We start from the raw sequence: 17,038 nt of genomic DNA on the forward strand, positions 1-17,038 counted from the left end.
CCGGCGGTGAGCGGCGCTCGTGCGCGGCGTCAGCGCGACGACGACCAGCGCCGCACGTCGCCGCGGCGCAGGCACGCCACGACCGCGACGGCGGCCGCGGCCGGCACCGCGAGCAGGGGGTTGCCGACCATGAGGGCGAGGCTGGCCACGGCGCTCAGCACGGCGAGGACCATCAGCCCGCGTCGCGCCCAGTCGCGGCGCGCCATCAGGAACCCCGACAGGACCAGTGCGGCCGTGCTCCACGCGACCAGCGCGCCGCCGACGCCGAACCCGGTGCGGCGGAGGTCGTCGAGGGTCAGGCCCGCCTCGACCAGGTCGGGCTGCTGCTTCTCGACGGTGCTCATCAGGAGCTCCGGCGAGAGGCCGACCAGCGCGATCCACAGCAGCGACAGGGTGAGCAGGCCGCCGGCCATCACCACGGTGAGCACGAACGCCGCGACCACGCCGCCGGGGCGGTGGTACGGCGCCGGCCGGGGCTGCTGCCCGTACGGTCCGGGGTGCCAGACCTGACCCTGCGCGCCCTGCTGCGGGAGCGGGGCGTGGGGCGGCCGCGGCTCGCCGTACGGGCGGTCCGCCGGTGGCGGGACCGCCGGGCCGACGCCCGCGCCGGGCGTGCCGGGCGGCGGGGGCCAGCCCTGGCCGGCCTGCGGCTGCTGGCGCGCCTCGCGCTCGGCTGCCTGCTCGCGCGGCGGGGGCGGCGTCCAGCGGCCGGTGGCGAACCACTCTCGCGCCGGCACCATCCACAGCATCGCGGCGCCCGCGGCGACGAAGGAGCCGGCGATGCCCGACGACGGCAGCCAGGCGCCGGACAGGCCGGAGAGGAAGACCGGCACGGCGAACACGGTGAGGCCCAGGCGGGCCGTGCGGTCCGGGCGACGGACGTACCAGCCGAGGACGCCGGTCGCGCAGGCGGCGACGGCGCTGACGATCGCGAGCACCCGCACGAGGTCGGTCATCGAGGACGCGTCGAGGCCGAGGGCGTCCAGCGGGGGCTCGGACACCGCCGCCTCGACCGCGCGCTGCGTGGCCAGCGACCCCAGCGCGGCGACCTGGCTGAAGGCGGTGAGCACCACGACCACGGACGACGCGATCACCAGCCCCGAGGCCAGGGTGACCTGGGGCGGACGCGTCTTGATCGGCTCGCTCACCGCACCAGTGTCCCAAGGCCCGCCAACGGCGTACCCACCCCGCCCCTCTCGGCGGCGTGGTCCAGTGGCAGACCGTCGCGCTGCCGCCGTAGTCCAGTGGCAAAGCGTCCTTCCTGGGTCCGGCAGACAGCGTTTCGCCACTGGACTACCCCGGGCCCCCGCTGGGGTAGTCCAGTGGCAAGACGTCGTCCCCGGGCCCGGGACGCAGCACTTCGTCACTGGACTACCCCGGCCCGGCGCTCCGGGGTCGACCCCGGGGTGTTCTCGGGGTCGCGGTCAGGGCCCGACCGGGACCGCTCCCCGATGCGCGCGGGGGTCGGGCGGCGGGAGGCTCGAGCCATGATCAGCGTCGAGTCCCTCACCAAGCAGTACGGCCCCTTCCGCGCCGTCGACCACGTGTCCTTCACCGCGGCCACCGGCCGGGTGACCGGCTTCCTCGGCCCCAACGGCGCCGGCAAGTCGACCACCATGCGCGTCATGGTCGGGCTGACCCGCCCCACCACCGGCCGGGTCACCATCACCGGCCGCGACTACCGCGACCTCGTCAACCCCGGCCTCGAGGTCGGCGTCCTCCTCGACGCCTCGGCCCAGCACGCCGGACGCACGGGGCGCGAGATCCTCACGATCGCCCAGCAGACGATGGGCCTGCCGAAGTCCCGCGTCGCCGAGACGCTGGCCCGGGTCGGGCTCACCGAGGACGAGGCCCGCCGCCGGGTCCGCGACTACTCCCTCGGCATGCGCCAGCGCCTCGGCCTGGCCACCGCCCTCATCGGCGACCCGCAGGTGCTGGTCCTCGACGAGCCGGCCAACGGCCTCGACCCGGCCGGCATCCGCTGGATGCGCGACCTGCTCCGCGGTTTCGCCGACGACGGCGGCACGGTGCTGCTGTCCTCGCACCTGCTGCACGAGATCGAGGTCATTGCCGACGACCTCGTCGTCATCGGGCAGGGCCGCATCGTGGCCCAGGGCAGCAAGGCCGAGCTGCTCGCCGCGGCCGGCACCCTCGTCCGCACCAACGACCCCGAGCGCCTCGCCCGGGCCCTGGCCGAGTCCTCGGTCGTCACCACCCCCATCGACGGCGGCCTGCGCGCCGACGCCGAGCCCGAGCTCGTGGGCGAGGCGGCACACCGTGCCGGCGTCGTCCTGCGCGAGCTGCGCGCCGCCGACGGCGCCGGCCTCGAGGAGATGTTCCTCCAGCTCACCGCCGAGACCGCCCGCGAAGGAGCAGCAGCATGACCACCACCGCCACCCCACCGACCACCTCCGCGACCGCGGTCCCGACGCGTGCCGCCGCCCCGCCCCGCGACGTACGCCCCATCCCGATGACGCGGCTGGCGAAGGTCGAGCTGCGCAAGATGTTCGACACCCGCGCCGGCTTCTGGCTGATGGCCAGCGTCGGCATCGTCTCGGTCCTCGCCACCGCCGCGGTGATCCTCTAGGCGCCCGACGAGGCGATCACGCAGGAGACCTTCTCGACCGCACTCGGGATGCCGCTGTCGGTCGTGCTGCCGATCATCGCCGTCATGTCGGTGACGGGCGAGTACAGCCAGCGCACCGGCCTGACGACGTACACCCTCGTGCCGTGGCGCGGGCGCGTCATCGGCGCCAAGCTGCTCGTCACCCTCGCGATCGGCGTCGCGGCGATGTTCCTCGCCCTGGCGCTCGGCGCGGTCGGCAACCTCCTCGGCTCGACGATCACCGGCCTCGACGCGACGTGGGACGTCAGCCTCGTGGAGTTCGGCCGGATCGTGCTGGCCAACGTGCTCGGCATGCTGATGGGCTTCATGCTCGCGGTCGTCCTCCGCTCCACCCCGGCCGCGCTGGTGGGCTACCTCGTGTACTCCTTCGTGCTGCCGATCGCCTTCGGCACCCTCGCGGCCTTCCAGGGCTGGTTCGCCGACCTGCAGCCGTGGGTCGACGTGCAGTACGCCATCACCGGCCTGTTCTCCGACGTCGTCACCGCCGAGCACTGGCAGCAGCTCGGCGTCACCACGCTCGTCTGGCTCTGGATCCCGCTGGGCCTCGGCCTCCGCCGGGTCCTGCGTGCCGAGGTCAAGTAGCCCTCCGGGCCTGCCTCGCGCAGCGCCAGCGGCTGCCGGTCGGGGGACCGGTGGCCGCTGGCGCGTCTCTTCGCTGGCGTGGCCCCGAAGTCCCCGGATATCCGGGGACTCTCGTACTGTGCGCCCGAGACCCGGGGTGCGAAGCACGAGACCCGGGTGTGAAGCCCGGACGTCCGGCGCCCCGCGCCGCCGGCGTCTGACAGGCTGGGCGCCATGCACCCGGACGCCTGGCTGGTCGTCATCGACCCGCAGCGGATCTTCGCCGACCCCGCGAGCCAGTGGGGCTCGCCGATGTTCCCCGGCATCGTCGAGCCCGTACGCCGCCTCGCCGCCGCCGCGGGCGAGCGCACCGTCGTCACCCGCTGGGTGCCGGCGGCCGAGCCGCGCGGGAGCTGGCGGACCTACCTCGACGCCTGGCCGTTCGCCGACGTCGCGGCCGACGACCCGCTGCTCGACCTCGTGCCGGACGTGGCCGACCTCGGCGAGAGGGTGGTCTCGCTGCCGACCTTCGGCAAGTGGGGCCCCGAGCTGGAGGCCGTCACCGGCCCGACACCCCACCTCGTCCTCACCGGGGTGGCGACCGACTGCTGCGTCGTGTCGACCGCGCTGGCCGCCGCCGACGCCGGCGCCACGATCACCGTCGTGACCGACGCGTGCGCCGGGTCGTCGGAGAAGAACCAGCGCGCCGCGCTCGACGTGATGGCGCTTTACCCGCCCCAGATCACCCTCGCGAAGACGGCGGACCTCCTGCCGTGAGCCGCGTCGTGCACACCGGGCAGGCGCTGGTCGACGTCGTCGTCGAGGTGCCGGACCTCCCCGCCCGCGGGCAGAACGTGATGGCCTCCTCGGCCACCGACTACGCCGGCGGCGCGGTCACCGTGCTGCTCGCGGCCGCCCGCTTCGGCGCGGCGTGCGTCCACGCCGGCGCGCACGGCACCGGCCCCCACGGCGACCTGATCCGCGCCGCGCTCGACCGCGAGGGGATCACCGCGTCGGCCGACCCCGTGCCCGACCTCGACACCGGCATCTGCGTGGTGATGGTCGAGCCGAGCGCCGAGCGCACCTTCGTCACGACCCTCGGCGCCGAGCGGCAGATCTCGGTCGCCTCGCTGGCCACCTCCGAGCCCCGGGCGGGCGACCTGGTCTGCGTCACCGGCTTCTCGCTCGCCCTTGATCGCACCCGCGACCCGCTGCTGGAGTGGCTGCCGACGCTCGACCCCGCCGTGGTGGTCGTGCTCGACCCGGGCGCCGCCTTCGCCGGGCTGCCCGACGACGTCCGCGCCGCGATGCTCGAGGTCACCGACGTGTGGTCGAGCAACGCCGAGGAGGCCCAGGACCTGCTGCGCGAGGTCGGCCAGGAGCCGCCCGCCGACCTCGCGGACCTCACGACGGCCATCGCCCCGCTTCTGCGCGGCGACGCGGTCGCGATCGTGCGCGACGGCCCCGAGGGCTGCGCGGTCCGCGTCGGGGAGGAGACGACGTACGTCGCCGGGTTCCCGCAGACGCCGCTCGACACCAACGGCGCCGGCGACACCCACACCGGCGCGCTGCTGGCCGAGGTGGCTTCCGGTACGCCGTGGGTGGAGGGCTGCCGGCGCGCGAACGCCGCCGCCGCCATCAAGGTCACCCGCCGCGGCACCCAGTCGGCGCCCACCTCGGCCGAGGTCGACGCCTTCCTCGCGTCGCTCTGACGTCCACCCCCGGCCCCGCCGCTGGGTATCTAGCGACGAAATGGTGGGTGGAACCGCCTGTCCACCCACCATTTCGTCCCTAGATACCGGGCGGGGAGGCGTCGGACGGGGCCCGGGAGCAGAGCGCGTTCAGCGCACCAGGCAGGGGCGCTTGGGGTCGAAGGCCCAGTCCTCGACGAGGTACTGCATGGCCACCGCGTCGTCGCGCGCGCCGAGGCCGTGCTCGAGGTAGAGCTCGTGTGCCGAGGCGAGCCGGTCGCGGTCGAGCGTGACACCGAGGCCCGGGGCGGTCGGCACCTCGATCGCGCCGTCGACGATCTCGAGCGGCTGCGCGGTGAGGCCCTGCCCGTCCTGCCAGATCCAGTGGGTGTCGAGCGCGGTGATCTCCCCCGGCGCCGCGGCACCCACCTGGGTGAACATCGCCAGCGAGACGTCGAAGTGGTTGTTGGAGTGCGAGCCCCAGGTCAGCCCGAAGTCGTGGCAGAGCTGGGCGACCCGGACGGAGCCGGCCATGGTCCAGAAGTGGGGGTCGGCGAGCGGGATGTCGACGGCGTTGGTGCGCACGGCGTCGGCCATCTGCCGCCAGTCGGTGGCGACCATGTTGGTGGCGGTGCGCAGGCCGGTGCGGCGCTTGAACTCCGCCATCACCTCGCGCCCGGAGTAGCCGCCCTCGGCGCCGCACGGGTCCTCGGCATAGGCCAGCACGTCGTCCTTGCCGGCCAGCAGGCGGACCGCGTCGTCGAGCAGCCAGCCGCCGTTGGGGTCGAGGGTGATCCGCGCGTCGGGGAAGCGCTCGTGGAGCGCGGTGACGGCCGCGACCTCCTCCTCGCCGGGCAGCACACCGCCCTTGAGCTTGAAGTCGCTGAAGCCGTAGCGCTCCTGCGCGGCCTCGGCGAGTCGGACGACGGCCTCGGGGGTCATCGCCTCCTCGCGGCGCACCCGCTCCCACGCGTCGGCGCCGGCGGGCTCGCGGAGGTAGGGCAGGTCGGTGCGGTCGGGGTCGCCGACGTAGAAGAGGTAGCCCAGCATCGGCACGCTGGTGCGCTGCTGGCCGTCGCCGAGCAGCTCGGCGACCGGCACGCCCAGGGCCTGCCCGGACAGGTCGAGCAGCGCCGACTCGAGCGCCGTGACGGCGTGGATGGTGGTGCGGAGGTCGAAGGTCTGCAGGCCGCGGCCCCCGGCGTCGCGGTCGGCGTACGCCGTTGCCACCTGCCGCAGCAGGCTGCGGAACGTCGCGACCGGCTGGCCGACGAGCAGCTCGGCCGCGTCCTCGATCGTCCGGCGGATCGCCTCGCCGCCCGGCACCTCGCCGAGGCCCTCCCGGCCCTCGGAGTCGGTGACGACGGCGATGTTGCGGGTGAAGAAGGGACCGTGCGCGCCGGAGAGGTTGAGCAGCATCGAGTCGTGCCCGGCGACCGGGACGACCTCGACCCGCGCGATCGTGACGGGGCTCATTCGAGCTCTCCGTCGACGCGGCGCCGCAAGCCCCAGGGGTTGTCGTCGCGGACGGCCTCGGGCAGCAGCGCGGCCGGGACGTCCTGGTAGGCCACGGGGCGCTGGAAGCGCTCGATCGCCAGGCTGCCGACACTGGTGGAGCGGCCGTCGGAGGTCGCGGGGAACGGGCCGCCGTGGACCATCGCGTGACCGACCTCCACGCCGGTGGGCCAGCCGTTGAACAGCACGCGGCCGGCCCTGGTCTCCAGGACGGGCAGGAGCGCCCGCGCATCGTCGACGTCGGCGTCGGTGGCGTGGACGGTGGCGGTGAGCTGGCCCTCGAGGCCCTCGAGCCGCGGCAGCAGGTCGGCCACGTCGTCGTACCTCACGACGACGCCGGCTGCCCCGAAGACCTCGTCGGTCACGGGGCTGTCCGCGGTGGCGAGCAGCGCGGCGGGCGCCTCGTAGACGACCGGAGCCGGAGCGTGGTCACCGGCCGCGGTCCCCTCACCGACGACCCGGACGCCCTCGGTCCCGCGCAGGCTCGCGGTGCCGCTGGCGTAGGCCTCGGCGATGCCGGGCGTGAGCATCGGCTGTCCCGCGGCGGCCGTGACCGCCTCGCCGGCGGCGCGGAGGAAGGCGTCGCCCCGCTCGCCGGCGGGCAGGAACAGCAGGCCCGGGTTGGTGCAGAACTGGCCCGACCCGAGGGTGAGCGACCCGATGTACGCCGTCGCGAGCGCCGTGACGTCGCCCTCCAGCGCGCCCGGCAGGACGACGACCGGGTTGATCGAGGACATCTCGGCGTAGACCGGGATCGGCACCGCACGGGCGGCCGCGGCCCGGACGAGCGCGAGCCCACCGCCCCGGGAGCCGGTGAAGCCGACGGCCGCGATGCGCGGGTCGACGACGAGCTCCTGCCCCGTCTCGAGGCCGCCGAGGACGAACGAGAAGGTGCCGGCCGGCAGGCCCGACCGCTCGACCGCGCGGGTGACCGCCCGGGCGACGAGCGTGCCCGTCACGGGGTGCGCGGGGTGGCCCTTGACCACGACCGGGCAGCCCGCCGCGAGCGCGGAGGCGGTGTCGCCGCCGGCGGTGGAGAAGGCGAGCGGGAAGTTGCTGGCGCCGAAGACCGCGACCGGGCCGAGCGGCACCATCCGCTGGCGGATGTCGGCGCGCGGGAGGGGCGTACGGTCCGGCTGGGCCGGGTCGATCCGGACGCCGAGGTGGTCGCCCCGGCGAACCACGCCGGCGAAGAGACGCAGCTGACCGGTGGTGCGACCCACCTCGCCGGCGATGCGGCCCTCCGGCAGCCCGCTCTCGCGGACCGCCTCCGGCACGATCGCGTCGCGGTCTGCCTCGATCTCCTCGGCGACCGCCTCGAGGAACGCGGCCCGCTGCTCCGGCGTCGTCGCGCGGTAGGCGGCGAACGCCTCCGCGGCGGCGGCGGTGGCCGCGGCGACGTCGGGCTGCTCGGCGTCAGCGCCGGCGATGATCGAGGTGGCGGCGATCGTCTGGCTGTCGGTCATGTCGTCCTTCGGATCGGGTGCGTGCGGGAGGGTGCGGGGCTGGAGCCGGGCTGGCAGGGGGCTGGAGCTCAGGCCTGCGAGCCTGCCACCTTGTCCACGAGGGTCTGGAGCTCGTCGCGCTCGGCCTCGGTGAGGTCCGACAGCGGCGGGCGCACCGGGCCGGCCGGGCGGCCGACGGCGGCGAGCCCGGCCTTGACGATGGACACGGCGTAGCCGGGCTCGCGGTCGCGGATGCGGGTGTAGGGGATGACGAAGTCGTTGAGCATCGCGTAGACGGTGCCCTGGTCCTGGCGACGCACCGCGTCGTAGAAGTCGAGCGCGAACTGCGGGACGAAGTTGAAGATCGCCGAGCTGTAGGTCGTCACGCCGAGCTGGAGCAGGGGCAGCGCGAACACCTCCGCGGTGGGCAGGCCGCCGACGTAGACGAGCCGGTCGCCGAGCTGGGCGTAGGTGCGGGTCATCTGCTCGATCGAGCCGACGCCGTCCTTGAAGCCGACCAGGTTGGCGTTGCGGGCGCAGGCCTGCTCGAGCGCGTCGACGCCGAGCACCGCGTTGGCCCGCGAGTAGTAGATGACGCCGAGGCTGGTGGCGGCGCAGACCTGGCTGATGTGCTCGACGAGACCACGCTGGCCGGCCTCGGTGAGGTAGGGAGGCATGAGCAGGATGCCGTCGGCGCCGGCCTCCTCGGCCGCGCGGACCTGCGCGACCGCGTTGACCGTCGCGCCGGTCGCCGGGGCCAGCACCGGCACCTTGCCGCCCACCCCGGCCACGGCCGTACGGACGACCCGGTCGGCCTCGTCGGAGGTCAGCGAGAATCCCTCGCCCGTGCCGCCCGCGGCGAAGAGACCGGCGACGGGGTAGCCGCTGAGCCACTCGAGGTGCTCGCGGTAGGCCGCCTCGTCGACGCGCAGGTCGGCGTCGAAGTGGGTCACGGGGAAGGAGAGCAGCCCCTTGCCCAGGGTCTCGACCAGCTCGGTGGGGCTGTAGTTCGTCACGCGGCGTCCTTCGGCTCGTCGGCGTGCCAGCGGGTCTGGCAGCGGTGTGGCGGTGCTCACCAACCTAGGAAGGCTCCACGATGCCTGTCCAAGCCCGTTTCTGGATCGAGTGATGCCTCTGGGGCATGGCTTCGGCGCTTGGCTAGGCTCCGCGCGTGACTTCGGACGTGCTCCTCGTCGGCTGCGGCGACCTCGGCGCCGCGGTCGGGCTGCGCCTCGCCGACCTCGGCCACGACGTGCTCGCGCTGCGCCGTGACGCCGCCAGGGTGCCGGCGCCGCTCGTCGGCCGCTCGGTCGACCTCACCGCGGCGGCGCCCGACCTGTCCGACGTACGCCCCCGCCTCGTGGTCGTCGCCCTCACCGCGCGTCCGCGCACCGAGGAGGCCTACCGCGCGGTGTACGTCGACGGCATGGCGCGGGCGCTCGACGCGCTGCCGTCGCCCCCTGAGCGCGCGGTGCTGGTCTCCTCGACCGCGGTCCACCCGAGCCACGACCTCCCCGACCTCGAGGACGAGACGGTGCCGGCGGCGCCGTCCGACGGCCCCGGGGAAATGCTGCTGGCGGCCGAGGAGGCGTTCCACGCCCGGGTCCCGCACGGGACGGTGCTGCGGCTCTCCGGGCTCTACGGCGGCAGCAGCACGCGGCTGCTCGACCAGGTCCGCGAGGGACGGGTCACCGACCCGCACCGCTGGACCAACCGCATCCACCGCACCGACGCCGCAGCGGCGGTGGTGCACCTGCTGACCATGCCGGGCCAGCCCGAGGGGCTCTACCTCGGCACCGACGACGAGCCGGCCCAGCTCGGCGACGTGACCGCCCACCTCGCCTCGCTCACGGGGTCGCCCGCACCCCCGCCCGCCGACCCCGCCCAGGGGCACGGCAAGCGGCTGTCCAACGCGCGCCTCCGGACCACCGGGTGGGCGCCGACGTACCCCACCTACCGCGAGGGGTACGCCGGGCTCACATCGTGACCGGGCCACCGCCGGTGACGGCGAGGACCTCGCCGGTGACGTAGCTCGACTCGGCCGAGGCGAGGAAGACGTACGCCGTCGCCACCTCGGCCGGCTGCCCGGCGCGGCCGAGCGGCGTCTGCTTGCCGAAGTCCTCGACCTTGTCGGGCGGCATCGTGGCCGGGATCAGAGGCGTCCAGATCGGGCCGGGGGCGACCGAGTTGACCCGGATCCCCTTCTCGGCGACCGAGAGCGCGAGGCCGCGGGTGAAGTTCACGATCGCCGCCTTGGTCGTGGCGTAGTCGAGCAGCTCGGGCGAGGGCGAGCTCGATTGGACCGACGAGGTGTTGATGATCGAGGAGCCGGCGCGCATGTGCGGCAGCGCCATCCTGCAGAGCCAGAACATGGCGTAGACGTTGGTGCGCATGACGCGGTCGAGCTGCTCGGTCGTGATGTCGGCGATGCCGCCCTCCTGGGCCATCTGGTAGGCCGCGTTGTTGACCAGGATGTCGATCCGGCCGAGCTCGTCGACCGCGCGGTCGACGAGCGCCTGGCAGGCCTCCTCCTCGACCAGGTCAGTCGGCACCAGCACGCACCGGCGCCCGGCCTCCTCGACCAGTCGCGCGGTCTCGCGGGCGTCGTCCTCCTCGCCGTCGAGGTAGGCGATGACGAGGTCGGCGCCCTCGCGGGAGAACGCCACCGCGATCGCCCGGCCGATGCCCGAGTCACCGCCGGTGACGACGGCGACCTGGTCGAGCAGCCGGTCGTGGCCGACGTACGACTCCTCGCCGTGGTCGGGCTTCTCACCCATCTGACGGGTGACGGAGTCCTCGTGGCCGGGGTCGGGCAGTTGCTCGCCCTCGGTGTCGGGCTGCGGGTGCTGCTCGGTCGGGTCCTGGCGGGTCTGGTCCGCGTCGCTCATGTCGGGTCCTTCGTCGGGGTTCGGGTCTGATTCGGTGTGCTTCAGGGCGGACCCCGCCCGTACCCGGCAGGCCCGGCTCGATGCAGGGAACCGGAGGACGTGCCCCGTACGACGAAGCCCGCCGACGCCGCGGTCGCCGCGACCGACCGGTGGACCGACCCCGACGGGTCCCGCGCCCCGGCCCGACTCGTCCACGCGTGGGTGCCCCGCACGAACCAGACCGGGTGCGGCGTACCGCTCCGCCGCTCTGCCGACGACGGACTAGGACACCTTCGTTGACGCTAGACGCACGCCATGGCGTGCGTCGAGCGGACAATGGTCCGCTCGAGTCCCGCCGTGGACGGCGGGAGCTCAGCCCGCCGCCACCAGCCGCTCGAGCCCGGCGAGGCCGGGGGCGGTGGCGGCGGCGAGCCGCTCGCGGAGGTGGTCGAGAGCGGGCGAGCCGGGGTGGTCGGGCGGGATGCGGGCGGGGTTGAGCGCGACGCCGCTCGCCCACGAGGCGATGTCGGGCTCGGCTCCGAACGCCTGGGCGGCGCGGGTGCCGCGGAGGTTCATCTCGGCCCACTGCGCCAGCGAGTTGCCGTAGCGCGAGGGCGGGCAGAGCCGGTTCTTCTCGTCGTCGTCGACGCGGGTCGCCTCGACGTAGCCGGTGAGCGCGGCGCCGAAGCAGGGGAAGCCGGCGCGCACCGGCTGGAGCGTGATCGTCCCGGGCCCCCAGACCGGCACGAGCGGCGGGTTCTTCAGGGCGTCGGCGGCGCAGTGCACCACGACGGCGTCGTCGGAGATGCCGACCGTGGTGCCGTCCGCGAAGCGCAGCCGGCCCCGCTCGACGGCGGCCAGGTGCCCGTGGCGCACGACGTCCTCGATCGTCCGCAGCAGCCCGAGCTCCCACTCCCCGAGCGTCGGGGCCTTCGCCATCCGCGGCGTCACGGTGCGGTCAATGCGCAGCATGACGCCGGCGTCCTCGAGGCGGAGGAACACCTCGTCGAGGTCTGCGGAGGCCGCGGCGGCCTCGAGGATCGCGACGGGGACGCCGAGGTAGACCTCGGGGTCGGGCTGGATCAGCGCGCGGTTGAGCATCCACGGGTCGCGCGGGCGTACCCAGCAGATCGCGTCGGGGTCGACGCCCTCGCCCAGCAGCCACACGCACGCGTCGGTCGCGGTCTTGCCGGAACCGACGACGACGTACTGGCGGGGCGCCTCCTCCAGCCGCACGAGGTCGTTGACCGGCACCACCCGCACGCCCTCGCCGACCGCGAACGGCGGCGGCGTCTCGGCGGGGATGTCGGGAGCGAGGTAGCGCGCGTCGACGATGCGCGTGGAGGCCGGGACCTCGCGGACCGCGCTCGAGACGCGGGACACGACCGTGCGGCCGACGACGTCGGAGCTGGTGAGCACCTCGACGCGCCCGCTGTCCTGGAGCCGTTGGGCCACCTGCGCGAAGTACGCCACGATCTCCGGCTGCGAGGCGCGGATCTGGAGCCCTGCCTCCGGGCCGCTCTCCTGCAGCCGGCCGCCACCGAGCAGCGTGGACGCGACGCCGTAGAAGCAGGACGCCTGGTGCAGCCGGACGAACGGGTACGCCTCCAGCCAGTGCCCGCCGACGCCGTGGCGCCGGTCCACCAGCGCCACCCGGGCGCCGGAGTGCTGCACGAGGGCGTCGGCGAACGCCATCCCCATCGCGCCGGCTCCGACGACGAGGTGGTCGACGTCGAGGGTGCGGTCCATGGGCCCACGGTGACAGCCGGGGGCGTACGCCGTCCACGCCGGCACGCGATCGCCGTGAGCCGCCGGTCGGCGGCGGACTAGGACACCCTCGTTGACGCTGGACGCACGCTATTGCGTGCGTCGAGCGGCGATACCTCCGCTCGAGTCGCGCCGTCGGCGCGGCAGACTGCCGCCGTGAGCATCTCCCGGGCCGACTTCGCCGACCCCCGCCTGGCGGCGTTCCTCCAGGCCCACCTCGACGACATGGAGCCGACCGCGCCGCCGGAGAGCCGCCACGCGCTCGACCTCGACGCGCTGCAGCGTCCCGGCGTGCGGCTGTGGGTGGCCGCCGACGCCGAGGGCATCCTCGGCACGGCTGCGCTCAGCGCGATCGACCCGCGGCACGAGGAGCTCAAGAGCATGCGGACGGCGCCCCACGCCCGCGGGCGCGGCGTCGCGCGGGGCCTGCTGGCGCACGTGCTGGCCGACGCCCGCGCACGCGGCGTCGAGCGGGTCTCGCTGGAGACCGGCAGCATGGCGTTCTTCGCCCCCGCCCATGCGCTGTACGCCTCGGCGGGCTTCGAGCCGTGCGGCCCGTTCGGCTCCTACCGGGACGACCCGCTGAGCACGTTCATGACGCTCACGCTCACGCCGTGACGGCGGGGGCCCCGGACCCGGACGGGCGCGGGAGCACCACGGTCATCGTGGTGCCCACGCCGAGCTTGGACTCGATCTCGATGCGGCCGGAGTGCCGGCGGGCGATGCGCTCGACGATCGCGAGCCCGAGGCCCGTGCCCGGACGCGCCTTGGCGTCGGGGTTGGTGGAGCGGAAGAACTCCTCGAACAGGCGCGCCTGGTCCTCCTCGGAGATGCCCAGGCCCGAGTCGCTGAAGCTGATCCGCACCTCCTGCGGCTCCTCGACCAGGCGCACGTCGATGTCGCCGCCCTCGTCGGAGTACTTGATGGCGTTGCTGCCGAGGTTGGCGAACATGCGGTGCAGCTCCTCGGGGCGTCCGTCGCACCAGACGGGGCCGTCGGGGACGTCGAGACGGCAGTTCTGCTGACGCGCCACGGCCGCCGGGCTGCACTCCTCGGACACGTCGGTGAGGACCTGGCGCAGGTCGACCCGCTCGGGCACGAACTCGCGCTGCGGGTCGGCGATGGCGGCCATGGTGAGCAGGTCCTCGACCACCGACTTCATCCGCGCGGTGCCGCGGGACGCGGCCGACAGGCAGCGCTGGGCCTCCGGGTCGAGCGCCTCGGACTCGATGAGCTCGAGGTTCGCGCTCACCGAGAACAGCGGGCTGCGCAGCTCGTGGGCGAGGGTGTTGACCAGCTGGACGCGGTAGCCGTCGAGCTGGCGCAGCTCGTCGACCAGGGACCGCTCGGCCTCGAGCGCCCGGGCGTTGGCGACGGCACGGCCGAGGTCGCGCCCGATGTCGAGGGCCGCCTCCTTCTCCAGGTCGGTCCAGGCAGGGGTGTCGGAGACCCGCGAGAGGGCCAGGAAGCCAAGGCACTGGGGACCGGCGCCCATCGGCACGAACAGCACCGAGCCGATGCCGATCCGGTCGAGGAAGCCGAGCAGCTGCTGGGCGTCCTCCGCGGGCAGGCCCGGGTGGACCGAGCGGCTGCGGGAGAACTGGGCGACGTACTGGTCGGCCCAGTAGCGGTGGGCCAGGGCGAGCACGACGTCGTCGATCTCGGAGAAGAGCGGCTCGGCCTCGGAGTCGACGGCGTACCACGCGGTGGTGGTGCGGTCGTGCTCGTCGAAGGCCGTCAGCCACATGCCGACCGCGCCGAACGAGCGGGTCACGCCGGCCCGGCAGGCCTCCAGCACCAGGTCGAGCGAGGGCTCGCCGAGGGCGCTGCGCACGATCTGGCGGGCCTCGTCGGCCATCTGCACGCGGCGCGACAGGTCCTCCCGCTCGAGGGCGAGCAGCACCGACGTGCGGGCCAGGCCGGCGTACTTCTGCAGCAGCGCGAGGCGCTCGGGCCCAGGACGCAGGCCGTCCTGGGGGCCGTCGACCGAGAGCAGGCCGCGGAGCACGCCGTCGTCGTCGTAGACCGGGGCCGTGAGCAGGTCGAGGGGGTGCCAGGCGTCGGGCGCGTCGATCTCGGCGGCGGTCGGGACGTGGCTGTACTCGAGGACCTCGTCGCCGACCCGGTCGTGCGGCACGAAGCGCCACGCGTCCCAGTGGTCGGCCTTGGCCAGCTCGCCCTCCACGACGTGGTGGGGCAGGCGGCGGCCCACGATGTTCTCCACGACGCCCTCGCCGGCGCCGGCGACGACCTCGAACTCGTCGCCACGGCGCAGGCTGATGGCCGACTGCTCGAAGCCGGCGAGGACCGCGACGCCCTCGACGAGCACCTGCAGGTGCTGCCGGGTCTGCTCGTCGGACCACGGATCCGTGGTGGACGCGTGGCGGACTGTTGCCGTCGGTTGCACCTGCACCTCCCCCGTCGCCTGGTCGTGGTCACGGAACTGCTACGGACACCCTCTCAAGAGATCGGGCCGTTGTGGGCGCGCTCACAGAAATTCGGTGTCAAGGAATCCGTGACGCACGCCTCAGCCCCCGACGGCGCTCACGACCTCGAGCACCCGGCGCACCACCGGGGACTCGGTCGAACGCGCCCAGATCGCGTGCAGCTCGACCGGACGCTCGGGGTCGGCGTCGACGCGGGTGTCCCCACCGTGGTGGGCGAGCTCCTTGTGGACCACCCCGCCCACGTGCAGGGAGGCCGCGGAGGCCGGCGCCAGCGCGATGCCGCGCTCCGCCGAGACCAGCAGGACCGCGGTCAGCACCTGGTGGACGCGCTGATCGACCTTGGGGTGGGCGTTGGCGAAGAAGCGCACCGACAGCTCGTGGAAGTAGCGCGACTGGTCGGGGTTGTAGCCGATGACGCTCTCTCCGTCGAGGTCCTGCGGCGTCAGCGGGCGGTCGACCGAGGCGAGCCGGTGCCGCTCGGGCACCACGGCGACCAGCGGCTCGCGGAGCACGACCTTCGAGCCCAGCAGCGAGGTGTCGAAGGGCGGACGGGCCAGGCCGAGGTCGAGCTCGCCGCGACGGATCCCGTCGACCTGGGCGTTGGTGACGCGCTCGGAGAGCACCACCTCCACGTCGGGCAGCTCGGCGGTGAGGCGGCGCAGCAGCGGTCCCAGGATCGAGATCGCCGACACGGCCGTGAAGCCGAGGCGTACGACGCCCGCGGCGCCCGCGTCGACGCGCCGGGCGAGGTCGCCGGCACCCTCCACCAGGCTGAGCATCCGGTAGGCCTCGTCGAGGAACGCCGCACCGGCCCCGGTCAGCGCCACGCGCCGGTTGTCCCGCTCGAGCAGGCGCGCGCCCACGGCCCTCTCCAGCTTCTGGATCTGGCGCGACAGCGGAGGCTGCGTCATCCGGAGCCGCTCGGCGGCCCGGCCGAAGTGCAGCTCCTCGGCGACGGCCACGAACGCGCGGACCTGGTCGAGCGTGATCACGGCCGGAGCCTACGATGCACGCGGTGGATCAGTCCATGCCGAAACGGGCTTGGACGGGCATCGTGGTGCCTCCCTAGTGTCGGTGATCACATCCCGAGCAAGGAGCCCCTGATGCGCCAGCACACCACCGGCCTCGCGGTCATCGCCGCCGGCACCGCCCTCGCCCTGTCCGCCTGCGGCGGCGTGAAGACCACCGCCGGCGGCGGCTCCGACAGCGGCGACTACCCCACCGGCGCGGTCGACATGCCCGTCGGCGCCTCGGCCGGCGGCTCCTCCGACCTGATCAGCCGCCAGATCTCGCGCGGCCTCTCCGAGGAGCTCGGCGGGTCCTTCCCGGTCATCAACCGCGAGGGCGCCAACGGCGCGCTCGCCGCGGCGGAGGTCGCCAAGGCCGAGCCCGACGGCTCCACCATCTCGGTGCAGAACGCCTCGCTCTTCGCGATCACCCCGCTCGCCGTCCCTGCGGACCAGGTCACCAGCATCGACGACTTCGACGTGGTGCAGGGCGTCTCCCGCGACGACTACGTCCTCGTGGCCAGCAAGGGGTCGGGCTTCACCTCGATCGACGACTTCGCCGACGCCGACGGCAAGATCACCTACGGCACGACCGGCGTGGGCACCGGCGCGCAGCTCGCGTGCGCGCTGACGTTCAACATCGACAAGACCCCGTCCGAGGCGATCCCGTTCGACGGCGGCGCCCCGGCCCTGACCGCGCTGCTCGGCGACCAGGTCGACACCGCCTGCCTCCAGGTCGGCGAGGCCATCGAGAACATCCAATCGGGCAAGATCACCCCGATCGTGGTCTTCGGGCCCGAGCGCGTCGACTTCCTCCCCGACGTGCCGACCGCGCAGGAGTCCGGCCTCGACGTCGAGGTGGCGCAGTACCGGTTCATGACCGTCCCGAAGGGCACCCCGCAGGACGTCCAGGACACGATCGCCGAGGCCATGCAGGCGACGTTCGAGACCTCCGAGTACCAGGACTTCAACAAGCAGAACAACCTCACGCCGATGGAGATCCCCGGCGACGAGGTCGTCGCCCAGCTCGAGGAGGACAAGCAGCGCTACGCCGACCTCGTCGAGCAGTACGGCATCGACCTCGGCGACGCCAGCTGACCAGGGGACACCCC

16 protein-coding genes are annotated in these 17,038 nt (G+C 74.1%); 8 read left to right on the forward strand and 8 right to left on the reverse strand.

Annotated features, from left to right (window positions below; translation table 11 throughout):
- Positions 1-29: 29 nt before the first annotated feature.
- On the reverse strand, positions 30-1,148 hold the full coding sequence (locus tag ACFFJG_RS07785) for a hypothetical protein (protein WP_378518028.1): 1,119 nt from the start codon (positions 1,146-1,148) through the stop codon (positions 30-32).
- A gap of 339 nt (positions 1,149-1,487) precedes the next feature.
- Between ACFFJG_RS07785 and ACFFJG_RS07790 the strand changes: the two genes are divergently transcribed.
- The 5 genes from ACFFJG_RS07790 (at position 1,488) to ACFFJG_RS07810 (ending at position 4,899) form a co-directional block, all read left to right on the forward strand.
- Positions 1,488-2,384: an ABC transporter ATP-binding protein gene (locus ACFFJG_RS07790; protein ID WP_378518029.1), complete on the forward strand. Its 897-nt coding sequence runs from the start codon at positions 1,488-1,490 to the stop codon at positions 2,382-2,384.
- Positions 2,381-2,587: a hypothetical protein gene (locus tag ACFFJG_RS07795; protein WP_378518030.1), complete on the forward strand. Its 207-nt coding sequence runs from the start codon at positions 2,381-2,383 to the stop codon at positions 2,585-2,587. Before ACFFJG_RS07790 ends, ACFFJG_RS07795 begins: the two co-directional genes overlap by 4 nt.
- Positions 2,588-2,635: 48 nt before the next feature.
- Complete coding sequence (locus ACFFJG_RS07800; protein ID WP_378518031.1) at positions 2,636-3,208, forward strand: ABC-2 transporter permease; 573 nt, start codon at positions 2,636-2,638, stop codon at positions 3,206-3,208.
- A 213-nt stretch (positions 3,209-3,421) separates the two neighbouring features.
- Positions 3,422-3,964, forward strand: a complete 543-nt coding sequence (locus ACFFJG_RS07805; RefSeq protein WP_378518032.1) for a cysteine hydrolase family protein — start codon at positions 3,422-3,424, stop codon at positions 3,962-3,964.
- Entirely contained in the window at positions 3,961-4,899 is a 939-nt protein-coding gene (locus ACFFJG_RS07810; RefSeq protein ID WP_378518033.1) for a PfkB family carbohydrate kinase, read from the forward strand. The genes ACFFJG_RS07805 and ACFFJG_RS07810 overlap by 4 nt, the downstream gene beginning before the upstream one ends.
- A gap of 129 nt (positions 4,900-5,028) precedes the next feature.
- Here the strand turns inward: ACFFJG_RS07810 and ACFFJG_RS07815 are convergent, their stop codons facing one another.
- The 3 genes from ACFFJG_RS07815 to kdgD all read right to left on the reverse strand — a co-directional run bounded on the left by ACFFJG_RS07815 (position 5,029) and on the right by kdgD (position 8,854).
- A complete protein-coding gene (locus ACFFJG_RS07815) occupies positions 5,029-6,354 on the reverse strand; it encodes an enolase C-terminal domain-like protein (RefSeq protein WP_378518034.1) in 1,326 nt (441 codons plus the stop codon).
- Positions 6,351-7,859 carry an aldehyde dehydrogenase (NADP(+)) gene (locus tag ACFFJG_RS07820; RefSeq protein ID WP_378518035.1) on the reverse strand — a complete coding sequence of 503 codons (1,509 nt, stop codon included), beginning with the start codon at positions 7,857-7,859 and terminating at the stop codon, positions 6,351-6,353. The genes ACFFJG_RS07815 and ACFFJG_RS07820 overlap by 4 nt, the downstream gene beginning before the upstream one ends.
- A 68-nt stretch (positions 7,860-7,927) precedes the next feature.
- Positions 7,928-8,854 (reverse strand): 5-dehydro-4-deoxyglucarate dehydratase, encoded by a 927-nt coding sequence (kdgD, locus tag ACFFJG_RS07825; protein WP_378518036.1) that lies wholly within the window; start codon positions 8,852-8,854, stop codon positions 7,928-7,930.
- A gap of 155 nt (positions 8,855-9,009) precedes the next feature.
- Here kdgD and ACFFJG_RS07830 point away from each other — a divergent pair, with 155 nt between their 5' ends.
- The gene (locus tag ACFFJG_RS07830) at positions 9,010-9,825 is read left to right on the forward strand and encodes a Rossmann-fold NAD(P)-binding domain-containing protein (RefSeq protein WP_378518037.1); all 816 of its coding nucleotides are present in this window, start codon (positions 9,010-9,012) and stop codon (positions 9,823-9,825) included.
- Here ACFFJG_RS07830 and ACFFJG_RS07835 read toward each other — a convergent pair.
- Both ACFFJG_RS07835 and ACFFJG_RS07840 read right to left on the reverse strand, forming a co-directional pair.
- Complete coding sequence (locus ACFFJG_RS07835; RefSeq protein WP_378518038.1) at positions 9,815-10,726, reverse strand: SDR family oxidoreductase; 912 nt, start codon at positions 10,724-10,726, stop codon at positions 9,815-9,817. The two genes, ACFFJG_RS07830 and ACFFJG_RS07835, sit on opposite strands and share 11 nt — an antisense overlap.
- Before the next feature lie 351 nt (positions 10,727-11,077).
- Positions 11,078-12,454, reverse strand: coding sequence for an NAD(P)-binding protein (locus ACFFJG_RS07840; protein WP_378518039.1), 1,377 nt, complete (start codon positions 12,452-12,454; stop codon positions 11,078-11,080).
- Between the two features lie 174 nt (positions 12,455-12,628).
- On the opposite strand from ACFFJG_RS07840, the gene ACFFJG_RS07845 reads away from it, so the two are divergent.
- A complete protein-coding gene (locus ACFFJG_RS07845) occupies positions 12,629-13,090 on the forward strand; it encodes a GNAT family N-acetyltransferase (protein WP_378518040.1) in 462 nt (153 codons plus the stop codon).
- Here ACFFJG_RS07845 and ACFFJG_RS07850 read toward each other — a convergent pair.
- Together ACFFJG_RS07850 and ACFFJG_RS07855 are read right to left on the reverse strand one after the other, a co-directional pair.
- Complete coding sequence (locus tag ACFFJG_RS07850) at positions 13,080-14,879, reverse strand: sensor histidine kinase (RefSeq protein ID WP_378518041.1); 1,800 nt, start codon at positions 14,877-14,879, stop codon at positions 13,080-13,082. The two genes, ACFFJG_RS07845 and ACFFJG_RS07850, sit on opposite strands and share 11 nt — an antisense overlap.
- 120 nt (positions 14,880-14,999) lie before the next feature.
- Entirely contained in the window at positions 15,000-15,911 is a 912-nt protein-coding gene (locus ACFFJG_RS07855; RefSeq protein WP_378518042.1) for a LysR family transcriptional regulator, read from the reverse strand.
- A gap of 111 nt (positions 15,912-16,022) precedes the next feature.
- Between ACFFJG_RS07855 and ACFFJG_RS07860 the strand changes: the two genes are divergently transcribed.
- Positions 16,023-17,024: a Bug family tripartite tricarboxylate transporter substrate binding protein gene (locus ACFFJG_RS07860; protein WP_378518043.1), complete on the forward strand. Its 1,002-nt coding sequence runs from the start codon at positions 16,023-16,025 to the stop codon at positions 17,022-17,024.
- The last annotated feature ends 14 nt before the right edge of the window (positions 17,025-17,038 follow it).

It is taken from the genome of Nocardioides zeicaulis (assembly GCF_042432345.1).
GTDB classification, from domain to species: domain Bacteria; phylum Actinomycetota; class Actinomycetes; order Propionibacteriales; family Nocardioidaceae; genus Nocardioides; species Nocardioides zeicaulis.

What these genes read in the sequence shown, in the direction of transcription:
- ACFFJG_RS07820 (WP_378518035.1), bottom strand. Translation starts at nt 7,859, where the DNA reads ATGACCGACAGCCAGACGATCGCCGCCACCTCGATCATCGCCGGCGCT.
- ACFFJG_RS07840 (WP_378518039.1), bottom strand. Translation starts at nt 12,454, where the DNA reads ATGGACCGCACCCTCGACGTCGACCACCTCGTCGTCGGAGCCGGCGCG.
- ACFFJG_RS07835 (WP_378518038.1), bottom strand. Translation starts at nt 10,726, where the DNA reads ATGAGCGACGCGGACCAGACCCGCCAGGACCCGACCGAGCAGCACCCG.
- ACFFJG_RS07790 (WP_378518029.1), top strand. Translation starts at nt 1,488, where the DNA reads ATGATCAGCGTCGAGTCCCTCACCAAGCAGTACGGCCCCTTCCGCGCC.
- ACFFJG_RS07815 (WP_378518034.1), bottom strand. Translation starts at nt 6,354, where the DNA reads ATGAGCCCCGTCACGATCGCGCGGGTCGAGGTCGTCCCGGTCGCCGGG.
- ACFFJG_RS07795 (WP_378518030.1), top strand. Translation starts at nt 2,381, where the DNA reads ATGACCACCACCGCCACCCCACCGACCACCTCCGCGACCGCGGTCCCG.
- ACFFJG_RS07860 (WP_378518043.1), top strand. Translation starts at nt 16,023, where the DNA reads ATGCGCCAGCACACCACCGGCCTCGCGGTCATCGCCGCCGGCACCGCC.
- ACFFJG_RS07800 (WP_378518031.1), top strand. Translation starts at nt 2,636, where the DNA reads ATGCCGCTGTCGGTCGTGCTGCCGATCATCGCCGTCATGTCGGTGACG.
- ACFFJG_RS07805 (WP_378518032.1), top strand. Translation starts at nt 3,422, where the DNA reads ATGCACCCGGACGCCTGGCTGGTCGTCATCGACCCGCAGCGGATCTTC.